12 protein-coding genes and 1 riboswitch are annotated in these 12,115 nt (G+C 51.3%); of the genes, 8 read left to right on the top strand and 4 right to left on the bottom strand.

Annotated elements, in window-relative coordinates; all coding sequences use genetic code 11:
* Nucleotides 1-23: 23 nt before the first annotated feature.
* Nucleotides 24-98, bottom strand: a riboswitch (S-adenosyl-L-homocysteine riboswitch).
* Nucleotides 99-227: 129 nt separating this feature from the next.
* From ACO0LN_RS18550 to ACO0LN_RS18540, 3 genes are read right to left on the bottom strand one after another with little or no spacing between them, the layout of a single operon-like run.
* Nucleotides 228-680 carry a GNAT family N-acetyltransferase gene (locus tag ACO0LN_RS18550; RefSeq protein WP_422976262.1) on the bottom strand — a complete coding sequence of 151 codons (453 nt, stop codon included), beginning with the start codon at nucleotides 678-680 and terminating at the stop codon, nucleotides 228-230.
* Between the two features lie 26 nt (nucleotides 681-706).
* Complete coding sequence (locus ACO0LN_RS18545; protein ID WP_422976260.1) at nucleotides 707-1,249, bottom strand: adenine phosphoribosyltransferase; 543 nt, start codon at nucleotides 1,247-1,249, stop codon at nucleotides 707-709.
* Nucleotides 1,250-1,281: 32 nt separating this feature from the next.
* The gene (locus ACO0LN_RS18540; protein WP_422976258.1) at nucleotides 1,282-3,264 is read right to left on the bottom strand and encodes a monovalent cation:proton antiporter-2 (CPA2) family protein; all 1,983 of its coding nucleotides are present in this window, start codon (nucleotides 3,262-3,264) and stop codon (nucleotides 1,282-1,284) included.
* A gap of 113 nt (nucleotides 3,265-3,377) precedes the next feature.
* Between ACO0LN_RS18540 and ACO0LN_RS18535 the strand changes: the two genes are divergently transcribed.
* The 8 genes from ACO0LN_RS18535 (at nucleotide 3,378) to ACO0LN_RS18500 (ending at nucleotide 10,686) form a co-directional block, all read left to right on the top strand.
* Nucleotides 3,378-4,418 (top strand): KpsF/GutQ family sugar-phosphate isomerase, encoded by a 1,041-nt coding sequence (locus tag ACO0LN_RS18535; protein WP_422976255.1) that lies wholly within the window; start codon nucleotides 3,378-3,380, stop codon nucleotides 4,416-4,418.
* Complete coding sequence (locus tag ACO0LN_RS18530) at nucleotides 4,418-4,951, top strand: KdsC family phosphatase (RefSeq protein ID WP_422976253.1); 534 nt, start codon at nucleotides 4,418-4,420, stop codon at nucleotides 4,949-4,951. The genes ACO0LN_RS18535 and ACO0LN_RS18530 overlap by 1 nt, the downstream gene beginning before the upstream one ends.
* Entirely contained in the window at nucleotides 4,948-5,592 is a 645-nt protein-coding gene (lptC, locus tag ACO0LN_RS18525) for an LPS export ABC transporter periplasmic protein LptC (protein ID WP_422976251.1), read from the top strand. The genes ACO0LN_RS18530 and lptC overlap by 4 nt, the downstream gene beginning before the upstream one ends.
* A gap of 20 nt (nucleotides 5,593-5,612) precedes the next feature.
* Entirely contained in the window at nucleotides 5,613-6,176 is a 564-nt protein-coding gene (locus tag ACO0LN_RS18520; protein ID WP_162057449.1) for an LptA/OstA family protein, read from the top strand.
* A 1-nt stretch (nucleotide 6,177) separates the two neighbouring features.
* Nucleotides 6,178-6,933 carry an LPS export ABC transporter ATP-binding protein gene (gene lptB / locus ACO0LN_RS18515; protein ID WP_162039597.1) on the top strand — a complete coding sequence of 252 codons (756 nt, stop codon included), beginning with the start codon at nucleotides 6,178-6,180 and terminating at the stop codon, nucleotides 6,931-6,933.
* Nucleotides 6,934-6,944: 11 nt separating this feature from the next.
* Complete coding sequence (locus ACO0LN_RS18510; protein WP_422976249.1) at nucleotides 6,945-8,435, top strand: RNA polymerase factor sigma-54; 1,491 nt, start codon at nucleotides 6,945-6,947, stop codon at nucleotides 8,433-8,435.
* Nucleotides 8,436-8,542: 107 nt separating this feature from the next.
* A complete protein-coding gene (hpf, locus tag ACO0LN_RS18505) occupies nucleotides 8,543-8,890 on the top strand; it encodes a ribosome hibernation-promoting factor, HPF/YfiA family (RefSeq protein ID WP_110255966.1) in 348 nt (115 codons plus the stop codon).
* Between the two features lie 701 nt (nucleotides 8,891-9,591).
* Nucleotides 9,592-10,686, top strand: coding sequence for an enoyl-CoA hydratase/isomerase family protein (locus ACO0LN_RS18500; protein ID WP_422976247.1), 1,095 nt, complete (start codon nucleotides 9,592-9,594; stop codon nucleotides 10,684-10,686).
* Nucleotides 10,687-11,241: 555 nt separating this feature from the next.
* On the opposite strand, the gene ACO0LN_RS18495 is transcribed toward ACO0LN_RS18500, so the two are convergent.
* A complete protein-coding gene (locus ACO0LN_RS18495; protein WP_422976245.1) occupies nucleotides 11,242-11,964 on the bottom strand; it encodes an alpha/beta hydrolase family protein in 723 nt (240 codons plus the stop codon).
* Between the last annotated feature and the right edge of the window lie 151 nt (nucleotides 11,965-12,115).

The raw sequence follows: 12,115 nt of genomic DNA, 5'->3' as shown, positions 1-12,115 counted from the left end.
CGCCCTCCTTTCTAGTGAAAAAAGTAACGTGAGCGCGGTTATGGATATCCCAAGCCTGGCAAAAACTTAACGTTTTCGTCGCAACGCTCCTTGGAAGATTTGAAGTATAGCGCAGCTCTGGGCTTTGTGCAGATTTCTTGCTATTTGTAACGAATAAGTCCTAAAAAGAAAAATGACCACCCTTTGCAGGGGTTTGGCATTTAAGCAATCGTGAGTCTTTTATATGATTACTTGAGTATTTTCTCAAAGCAAACAGCCTCTGTCCGTCCGGCATATTTACCAAAATTTGGAATCCGTGCGTAGCCATGTTTTTCATAGAAAGTGACCGCACGCTGGTTGATGAGGCGGGTTTCCAGACATAGCCTCAGGTAACCAAATTCTTTGGCGGCAGCTTCAAGATGTCCCAATACGGCAAGACCCACACCCGCTACCTGTGCGTACATGCGCTTGACTTCAGCCGCCCCCTCGCCCATCGGACGAAAAGCACCGCAACCCACAGCCTTGCCATCTTCGTCGCGTGCCAGCACAAACAAGGCACCGGGCACGCGCACATCCTGCATGTCAAATGAAGAACGGCCACTGTCACCAGTGATCGCTGCCAGGCTGGCAGACAATTCATCCAGCAAAATAGCGGCCTCGGGCAAGGCTGGGTCAACGGTGGCTATATGAAACGAACTCATGTAGGTCAAGACTTGTAACTTATATGTTAATGACCATCAAAATTACAGACAGTGAACAACGGCAGGCCGCTGTCCTGGATGATCTTTGAGCCACCAAGCTCAGGCAAGTCAACGATGACAGCACCTTCCACTACCGTTGCACCCAGGCGTTCCAGCAATTTCTTGCCTGCCATCATGGTGCCACCAGTAGCGATCAGATCATCGATCAACACTACGCGGTCGCCTTGTTTACAGGCGTCAGAATGCAGTTCTACTGTTGCACTGCCGTATTCAAGCTCGTATTGTTCAGATACGGTATGGAAAGGCAACTTGCCTTTCTTGCGGATAGGCACAAATCCCAGGTTCAGCTCATACGCCACCACAGAACCGATGATGAAGCCGCGTGCATCCAGGCCAGCTACAACGTCAAGCTTTTCATCCATGTAGCGGTGCACAAACATATCTATCAGCACACGGAATACTTTAGGATTTTGCAACAAGGGGGTAATGTCGCGGAACATCACGCCTGCTTGTGGCCAGTTTTCCACCGTGCGTATATGTTGTTTAATGTATTCAGCCGGATTCAACATCGAGCATGTCCTTCAAATTTAAAAATAACCCGCTATTTTAACAGCCGCTGCTCTGCTCTAGCGACTGCTTCGGAAGTTCCCCTGACAACGACCACGTCGCCATTCTGTAAAACGATGTCATCGAGCTGTTCCAGCCTGGTCTTGCCACGGCGGACTGTGTGAATATCGACTTCCAGCTCAGCCAGGTTGATCTCTGCCAGCTTCTGACCTAGCGCTTTGGCATTGTCGGTCAAGACAACAGTATGCAGGCGTATCTGCATGCTCTCAGGGCTGTCAGCGGCATCACTGGCACCGTGGAAGAAGCCACGCAGCGATTCATAGCGCGCCTCACGCGCGACCTGCACCCTGTGTACCACGCGCCGCAAAGGCACACCAAGCATCACCAGCGCATGCGAAGCAAGCATCAGGCTGCCCTCCATGAGTTCTGGCACTACCTCAGTGGCACCGGCAGCCCTGAGCTTATCGAGATCAACATCATCATGGCTGCGCACGATGACAGGCAGGCTAGGGTTCATTTCGTTAACGAAATGCAAAACCTTGAGCGCGGATGCAGTGCTGGTATAGGTCACCACCAATGCCGAGGCGCGGTTGACACCGGCCGCAAGCAGGCTTTCACGTCTTGCCGCATCACCATAGGAGACATTGGCACCGGCTGTCTGGGCTTCCCTGACGCGGTCAGGGTCAAGATCGAGGGCGTGGTAATCGATATTTTCTTCTGCGAGGATACGCGCCAGGCTTTGCCCGCTACGGCCAAAGCCGGCGATGATCACATGCTTCTTGCTGGTCATGGTGCGGGCTGCAATCTGGGTCAATGCCAGCGATTGCATCATCCATTCATTGGCAGAGAATTTCATGACAATGGCATCCGACTTGGCCAGGATAAAAGGTGAGATCAGCATCGAAATCACCATGGACGCCAGTATCAATTGCACCAGCATGGGATCAACCAGTTGCAATCCACCAGCCTGGTTCAACAAAACGAAGCCAAATTCGCCCGCCTGCGCCAAACCAAGACCAGTACGCAAGGCAACGCTGGTGGAATTGCCAAATGCCCTTGCCAGCGCCGCGATCAATACCAGTTTTAACAACACAGGCCCGGTCAGCAGCAACAGCACCAGCCAGAATTGTTCATACACCAGCCGCACATTGAGCAACATGCCCACGGTAATAAAGAACAGCCCCAGCAAGACATCGCGGAAGGGTTTAATATCTTCTTCCACCTGATGGCGGTATTCAGTCTCCGAGATCAGCATGCCGGCGACAAAGGCACCGAGTGCCATCGACAAGCCGGCTTTCTCGGTTAGCCAGGCAGCGCCAAGCGTAATGAACAAGAGATTCAACATGAACAACTCTTGCGAGCGCCGCTTGACGACGATGTGGAACCAGGCACGCATGAGTTTTTGCCCGACCACCAGCAGCAATACCAGCACCACCGCCGCCTTGCCACTCGCCAGTGCCAGGGTTTTGCCCAGGTCCGGTGACTTGGATGCCAGCGCCGGAACCAGGATCAGCAGCGGTACCACGGCCAGATCCTGAAACAACAGCACGCTGATGATCTGCCTGCCATGCAGGCTTTCGAGCTCCAGCCTCTCCGTGAGCATTTTCGAGACGATAGCGGTGGAAGACATGGCCAATGCGCCACCAAGGGCGAATGAGGCTTCCCAACTGATCTGGAAAATGCCAGGCAACCAGCGGCTGGCTATCCAGCCAAATACCATGCTGGTCAGTATCGTGACCAGTACCTGTGCCATGCCCAGGCCAAATACGGCCTTGCGCATGGCCATGAGTTTGGACAGCGAGAACTCCAGTCCTATCGAAAACATCAGGAAGACCACGCCAAATTCGGCCAGTTCATGGGTCACGGCACTGTCTTCTGCCATGCCAAAACCGTGCGGGCCTACGAAGATGCCAACCACCAGATAACCCAGCATGGGCGGCAGTTGCAACATACGGAATGCGACTACGCCCAATACGGCAGCAGCCAGCAATAAAAGTGTGGTGTCCAGACCTGTCATGTCGCCTATTATTGCCGATTTATCGCCTTGTCATCCTGCTTTTGGGCAAACATAATTCATTACGTTACAACTGGCAAAGTTTTTGCTTTGCGGATTTCGTTTATACTTCTGGCATGAATGAACTGAATGCACCTTTAACTTTTACACAACAACCCACGACAGATGCGGCTGTAGCAGCACAACGCGCCCTGAAACTGGCTTGTGAAACCCTGCAAATCGAGTCTGACGCCCTGCTTGCCCTGCAAAAACGCCTGGGTAATGGCGATGCCGCCGGCTTTGCGCAAGCGGTCAGTATGTTGTTGGCATGCCACGGTAGGGTTGTGGTTTCTGGCATAGGTAAATCTGGCCATATTGCGCGCAAGATCTCGGCCACCTTTGCCTCAACAGGTACGCCCTCGTTTTTTGTCCATCCGGCTGAGGCTGCGCATGGCGATCTGGGCATGGTCACTTCGCAAGATGTGTTTATTGCGATCTCGTATTCTGGCGAAGCGTCTGAGCTGATGTCCATCCTGCCCATCATCAAGCGCCTTGGTGTGAAGCTGATTGCCATGACCGGCAACCCCGAATCCAGCCTCGGCAAGTTGGCTGATATCCACCTGAACCTGCATGTGGATAAGGAAGCCTGCCCGCTGAACCTGGCACCGACTGCCAGCACCACAGTGACGCTGGCGCTGGGCGATGCATTGGCGGTGGCGGTACTGGACGCGCGTGGCTTTAGAGAAGAAGACTTTGCCCGCTCGCACCCCGGTGGCTCGCTTGGTCGCCGTCTGCTGACACACGTCAGAGACGTCATGCGCACCAACGAAGACATTCCGCAGGTTGGGCCAGAAACCAGCCTGAAAACTGCGCTGCTGGAAATTACCAAAAAAGGTATGGCGATGACCGCCGTGGTGGATGAGCAGCAACATGTGCTGGGTATCTTCACCGATGGTGACTTGCGCCGCCTGATGGATGGCACGCGCGACTTTACCCAGTTGCGTATTGCCGATGTCATGAACCACGCGCCGCGACGCATACGCCCGGAACAATTGGCTGTCGAAGCCGTCGAAGTCATGGAAACTTACCGCATCAACCAGTTGCTGGTCGCTGACGACAGCGGCAAGCTGGTGGGTGCCTTGCATATCCATGACCTGACCAGGGCCAAGGTGATCTGATGAATAATTCTGTAGATTCTGTAGAAAGAGCCAGCAAAGTCCGGCTCATGATTTTTGATGTCGATGGCATACTGACTGATGGCAGTCTGTACTTTGGGCCAGACGGCGAAATGATGAAATGCTTTAATGTGCTGGATGGGCAAGGCATCAAGCTCTTGCAGCAGGCCGGCATTATCACGGCCATCATCAGCGCGCGGCAATCGGCCATCGTCAGCAAGCGTGCGGCTGATCTTGGCATCAGCCATGTCAGCCAGGGTATCCATGACAAGAAGAGTGCATTTCTTGAACTACTGGCGAAGCTGGATATCCCTGCTGAACACTGCGGCTTTATCGGTGATGACGTGATTGATTTACCGATACTGACCAGGGTTGGCTTTGCAGCCAGCGTACCAAATGCCCATGCTGAAGTACAACAACGTGTGCAGTACATCACCAGGGGCAGTGGCGGCCAGGGTGCTGCACGCGAAGTCTGCGACTTCATCCTGCGTGCACAAGGTAAATATGAACATGCTTTACAAGCATATCTGACATGAAACCCCAAATGACCATAGACCGCTTCCGCATCTGGCTAGCCGTAATCCTGCTGGGCGTGATCACCATGGGCACCATCTGGGTCATGGAAGTCATACGTCGCCATGCCGATGATGAGCAAAGCCGTACTTCTGCCAGGTCAGCACCGGATTACTATGTCGAGAAATTCAATTTCATCCGGCTGTCAAACAATGGCAAGGCCAATTACCATATCACGGGTGACAGCCTGGTGCATTTGCCGCGGACTGACAATATAGAAATCAAGCATCCGCAGATCAACAGCTTTGATCAGGGCAGGCCTCCCCTGCACCTGCGTGCTGAACTCGCAGTTGTATCGCAAAAATCTTCACTGACCACACCCAAGCGCGAGCATGATGAGGTTCACTTGCATGACAATGTCAGCATGGAGAGACCTGAGGGCCTGAGTTCACAATTTGTGCGTGTGGAGTCTGATTATCTTTTGCTCTTGCCGGACGAAGACATCGTTAAAACCGACAAACCGGTTTCAATTACGACTGGCAAACTGCATTCAACTGCAACTGGCATGATTGCCAATAATTCAACCCAAGGCCTGGAATTGCTGAGCAAGGTTTACATTCAACTCAAGAAACGTGAACCCGCTCCCAAAACCGGGAATAAATAAGCAAGAAAGCGAATATGCACATGATCAAAACATCATTTAGCGTCACACGCTTGATCAGCCTGGCCTGCCTGGGCCTGGCCTGTGTTTCTGCAAATGCAGAAAAAGCCGACAGTAATAAAGAGACCATCATCAAAGCCGGTTACGGCATCAGTGATGGCAAAGCCAGCGTCAGCAGATTATCCAAGGGTGTGTCCCTGGTGCGTGGCACCCTGACCGTCACTTCTGAGAGTGCTGTCGTGACCGAAGCCCCGAATGGTGATCAGTTTGTTGTTCTGACAGGTGGCAGTGGCCGCAAAGTCACCTTCCGCCAGAAACGCGATGGTGGCCCTGATCTGTGGGTAGATGGCGAAGCTGACCGTGCTGAATACAACCAGAGTACAGAAATCGTCAAATTCATTTCCAAGGCCAAGGTACGCTACCTCGAAGGCAAGCGCGTCACCCAGGAACAGGAAGGTGAATACCTGTCATATGACAGCAAGAATGATGTTTTTGTTGGCACGAATTCGACCAGTGGCCAGCATGTAGATGGCTCAGGCAATATCACCATCACCTTGCAACCAAAACCAGAAAAACAGGCTAAATAAGATGACAGCACAGTCAAGCAGCACCTTGCTTGTCAAGGGCTTGCAAAAGCGCTACGGTGCGCGCCAGGTGGTGCGCGATGTTTCCTTGCTCTTGAAAAGCGGCGAGGTCGTGGGTTTGCTGGGGCCGAATGGCGCAGGCAAGACCACTTCGTTTTACATGATCGTTGGCCTGGTACCTTCCGACGCCGGGGATATCACGATTGATGATGTGAATATTTCGCAACTGCCTATTCACGAGCGCGCCGTACTGGGTTTGTCTTACCTGCCACAGGAAGCTTCGGTATTTCGCAAGCTGACGGTAGAAGACAATATCCGTGCCGTCCTCGAATTGCAAAAAGACAGCGAAGGGAAATATCTCGGTGCCAAGAAAATTGAGCAAAGGCTCAATGCTCTGCTGGCAGATTTGCAGATAGAAAAAATACGTGAAAGCCAGGCGCTGTCACTGTCAGGTGGCGAACGCCGCCGCGTCGAAATTGCCCGTGCACTGGCGACCAATCCACGCTTTGTCTTGCTGGATGAACCCTTTGCCGGTGTTGACCCTATCGCCGTCATTGAAATCCAGCGCATCGTGCGCTTCCTCAAGGAGCGCGGCATAGGTGTGCTGATCACCGATCATAATGTGCGCGAAACCCTGGGCATCTGCGATCACGCCTATATCATCAACCAGGGCGCGGTACTTGCCAGCGGCAAGCCTGACGACATCATACAAAATGAATCTGTACGTCGCGTTTATCTCGGAGAACACTTCCGGATGTGACGGGAATCATCATGAAACAAAGCCTGCAACTACGTACCTCACAACATCTGGCCTTAACGCCGCAATTGCAGCAATCAATACGATTATTGCAGTTATCCACTTTGGAATTGCATCAGGAGCTGGAGACGCTGCTGACTGATAACCCCATGTTGGAACGTGTCGATGATCCCCTCGATCACGCCGTACGCCTGCTGGCCGACGGTGCCATCAATACCAGCAGTACTTCTACCGATGCCGGCATGGAAGCACCGGCAGCAAGAGAAGACAGTGACAGGTCAGCAGAACCGGCTGCCGCAGATGCAGAAACCGTCATCAGCAATGACAGCACCACCTCCAGCGAAGAAGACTGGGGCTTTGATGATGTACAGCATGGCAGCAAATCTGGCGATGATGAGGATGGCCGCCCGCAGCTGGGTGCTGCTCATATCACCTTGCGCGAGCACTTGCTGGAACAGATGCGCCTGAACCTGCGCGAACCGCGTGACCGTGCTCTGGTCGAGTTGATGATCGATGCGCTCGACAATAACGGTTACCTGACCGAAACATTAGATGAAATACATGCCAGTTTGCCACTGGAGCTGTGCGTAGAACCAGAAGAGCTGGCATTTGCGCTGAACATGCTGCAAAGCTTTGACCCGGCAGGTGTCGGTGCGCGCAGCCCGTCTGAATGCCTGGCCTTGCAAATCAGGCGTTTACCAAAAGTTGCTTTCGTCATACGCAGGCTGGCATTGCAAATTGTTGAAACACAACTGGCTTTATTTGCACAAAGAGATTTCACCAAACTCAAGAAAATCTTCGATTGCGATGACGAAGATTTGCGCGATGCACAAACTGTCATCCGCCAGTGCAAACCGCGCCCCGGCCTGGCCTTTGCTGCGGATGAATCTGACTATGTTGTACCCGATGTGATCGTCAGAAAATCCGGCAACGGCTGGCAAGTCATGCTGAATCAGGATGTCATGCCCAGGCTGCGAGTCAGCAGCATGTATGCCAACATCATGAAGCAAAACCGTGGTGAAGCTGGCATGGGCGCACAATTGCAGGAAGCACGCTGGCTTATCAAGAATATGCGGCAGCGTTTTGAGACTATATTGCGCGTTGCACAAGCCATAGTCGAAAGGCAACGCAATTTTTTCACCCACGGTGCTGTTGCAATGCGCCCCCTTGTTTTGCGCGAAATTGCTGATACACTAGGATTACACGAGAGCACTATCTCACGTGTAACAACCCAAAAATACATGTTGACCCCACATGGCATGTTTGAGTTGAAGTACTTTTTCGGCAGCCATGTCGCGACGGAAACAGGGGGTGAAGCATCTTCCACCGCGATACGTGCACTCATCAAGCAGTTGATAGGAGCAGAAGACCAGAAAAGCCCACTCTCTGATAGCAAAATTGCAGACATGCTGGGTGAACAGGGCATGGTAATTGCCCGACGGACAGTTGCCAAATACCGTGAAGCCCTCAAAATCCCCCCAGTCAGTTTGCGTAAATCTTTGTAAGCAGTCCTTGTAATCACGGTTTGAATTGCTATATATGATTTAGCTCAAGGCAAATAAATGCTGAGAGCGTATCGTTATAGCAAGCAACATCACTATAGGAGCACAGTATGAATCTCACCATCAGTGGACATCACGTCGAAGTAACTCCTGCAATTCGTGAATATGTACATACCAAACTAGAACGTATCAGGCGGCATTTCGACCAGGTCATTGATATCGCCGTCATCCTGACGGTGGACAAGCTCCGGGAAAAGGATAAACGACACAAAGCTGACATTAATTTGCATATCAGCGGTAAAGATATCCACGTTGAAAGTCTGGCGCATGATCTGTATGCAGCCATTGATGCACTGGTAGATAAACTTGATCGCCAGGTCATCAAGCATAAAGATAAAATGCAAGACCATCAGCACGACGCCATCAAGCACATACCTGATCCGGCATCGGCTTCATAAGACCCCAGTCCTTGCCCGAACAGGGTTGCGGACATCCAAAACAAGGACGCTAGAAGGCGTCCTTTTTGTTGGGTGAATGGTTTCTTTGTACGGCTGGTTTTTGATGCTTTAAATTTCAAATAAATAGTTTACTTTTATTACTACTTGTCACGTCCATCGCTCAAAAAGCTGCGAATTAGTTGATTCACGGCATTTTTATTAACGTCATTCCAGCGTGCTTTTAGCTGGAATCCAGTGACGTTCGCTGTATGCCATGGTGCTTGTTACAAGTGGCGCTTTGACTAAAGCGATTGCCCTCCGTGGATACAAGCCGGGTCTCGTCCCGGCAGCCGAAATACTTTCTTTGCGTCGCCAAAGTAAGTATTCAAAGAAAGGCGACCCAGGCGTAGCCGCCCCTACGGGGTGCCCATTTGTGCAGTACAAAAAATGGGAAGATCCGAAACTCGCCTGCGGCTCAAACAGCGGCTCTTCTTTTTCCATTTTCTGTACTGCACAAATGGCGGCTACACATGGGAACTGCGAAAAGTCAAAAGCAACCGCAACGTCAAACTCAACAGCAACAGCAACCCAAAAAGTCAAACCTAACAGCAACGAACATGCCGCCCTTACGCTATTTCCTCATAAACATATACACCCCGTGACTACCAAGCCTGACAAAGTTAAAATAGCAGCTTCATCCCCTACCCTGCATAGTCAACATTATGAGCGAATTTGTACTTACCTCCGTCAAGAACAATATAGGCTACATCACTCTCGACAGGCACAAAGCACTCAACTCGCTGTCTCTCGATATGGTAAGAGCAATGACGACGACCTTGCTGGCCTGGCAGGATGATCAGAATGTGCGTGCGGTGTTTATCCACAGCAGCAGTGAAAAGGCATTTTGCGCGGGTGGTGATATCCGTTTCTTCTATGACGTCGGAACGGCCACACCCAAAGGTGACTCTGCCCTGCTGGAAGATTTTTTCACCGAAGAATATGCCTTAAATCATTTAATCCATTTCTACCCAAAACCTTATATCGCCCTGATGAATGGCGTGGTCATGGGTGGTGGCATGGGTATCGCGCAGGCGGGTGAAGATTGCCGTTTGCGCATCGTCACTGAGCGTACCAAGATGGCCATGCCGGAAGTGAATATCGGTCTGTTCCCGGATGTAGGTGGCGGTTATTTCCTGTCACGTACTGAAGGCGAAATCGGTACTTACCTAGGGCTGACTGGCGAGATCATTACCGCCGCTGATGCCATCTATGCAGGCTTGGCGGATGTCTATATACCTACTGCAGAAATACCTGCAGTGATGAACTTAATCAGTGAAAGCACGGCCACGGACCTGCGCCAGGCGATACGCGATTTCGCGGCAACTTTTGCAGACCAGGCAAAACCAGATACCAGCAAACTGGCTGCACAACACGCCGCCATCAATGGCATCTTCGCGGGCAATAGTGTCATTGCCATCTGTGAAAAACTACAGCAAGACAACAGCGAATTCGCTCAACAAACACTGGCCACCATGCAAAAACGTTCGCCATTGCTGATGTCAGTCACGCTAGAACAACTACGCCGCAGTAAAGACATGACAGTATCAGCCTGCCTGCGCATGGAAAGAAACATGGTACGCCATTGCTTCAAGCATGGCGAAGTGCTGGAAGGTGTGCGTGCTCTGGTAGTGGACAAAGACAATACACCACGCTGGTCACCTGCCACTTTGGCTGAAGTGACAGCAGAACAAGTGACAGGATTCTTTGCAGAAGCCTGGCCTGCTCATGCGCATCCTTTGCGGTATTTAGAAGGGTAATTGCAAGGATGACCGATCAAAGCTTTGATCAATCGTAGCTCACGAAATTTGCACGAAGGTCGCGATGACGTTGTTTTTGATTTTCCGCAGTTCCCATGTGTAGACGGCGTTTGTGCAGTACAGAAAATGGATTAAGAAGAGCCGCTGTCTGAGGTGTAGCAGGGGTTTCGTGCAGCATGCTGCACGCCTGCGTAACGGCAATCGCTTGCAAGCGATTGTGCGCCCTGCAAGGGGAGCGAGTTTCGGGCCTTCCCATTTTTTGTACTGCACAAACGGGAACCCCCTTTAGGGGGCGACTACGCCTGGGTCGCCTTCTTTGGCTTACTTTTCTTGGCGAGACAAGAAAAGTGAGTAGCTGTCGGGCTACCCCCGACCTGCAATCGTTAATAACGTGTACACGTATTTGAAAACAGATACGTAAAGCACTACGAATTTGAAATTAATATACCTAACAGTAGGCAACAAACGCCACTAGATTCCTGCCAAAACCACGCAGGAATGACGTCATTATGTGTGCCGTAAATTTCAAAGCTGGTGGCTTCTGATAAGCGCGTATCACTTCAACTCAAACGCCTTCTTATCCCCCTTAAACCACCCCGCCAACCCCGCAATAAACTCTTGCGCCCCATTCCTGTCCCCAGTCCTCAAACCATGACTGGCCCCAGGAAATTCCACGAACTGAAAATCTTTTTCCGGATGCTTCAAAAAGTAATCCCGCAATGCACGCCCTGATTCTATCGGCACACTCTCATCCTTCTCACCCATTGCTGCCACCATGGGAATGCCCAGGTTCGCATACACGCTCAGAGGATCATTAAACAGATGCCCAGACCAATACGCGTATGTATGTCCAAAAAACTCTTTCTTGAGGCTCTTGCCGTCTTTCTTGATGTCTGCATAGACGTGTAAAAAATAGTCACGCGAAAACGGTTTTGCATAAGGTTCCACACCGCGGTCTGCAAAGATCAGAAATTCTTCACTCTGCGACAAACCACCACTTCCTGCGGTCGCCAGCCAGCCTATTTTATGACTGTCCCTGGCAATATAAGGAGCGACAGCTCCGCCTTCAGAAAAGCCTAAAACTGCAATAGACCGTGCAGGCATTTTTTGAAGCTCAGGCTGCAGCGCCAAGAATTTCAAATGATCTGACAATCGCTTATAAAGCTGATCTGCTGCCTGAAATTCTGCTGAGCACTTGCTGCCATCGGCATTTTTGGCAACGCCAGGTTTTTCCAGGTAATAGACATTGACCGTTCCGGAATAGCGTTCGAAAAACATGGGCAAACGAACTGCAAAATCATCGCATCCAGAACCGCTGACCAGCAATACAGGATGGCCAGATGTAGTCGCAGCCGGATCAGATAAATGATAATAGCGCCTTTGCTTGCCATCGATTTTTATGCTGTGTTCTTGCAGTACAGGTGCAGCC

The sequence above is a fragment of the Undibacterium sp. TC9W genome (assembly GCF_049339865.1).
Lineage (GTDB): Bacteria > Pseudomonadota > Gammaproteobacteria > Burkholderiales > Burkholderiaceae_D > Undibacterium.
The sequence above is the reverse complement of the archived record's forward strand: the minus strand, read 5'-3'. Positions and strand labels throughout refer to the sequence as shown.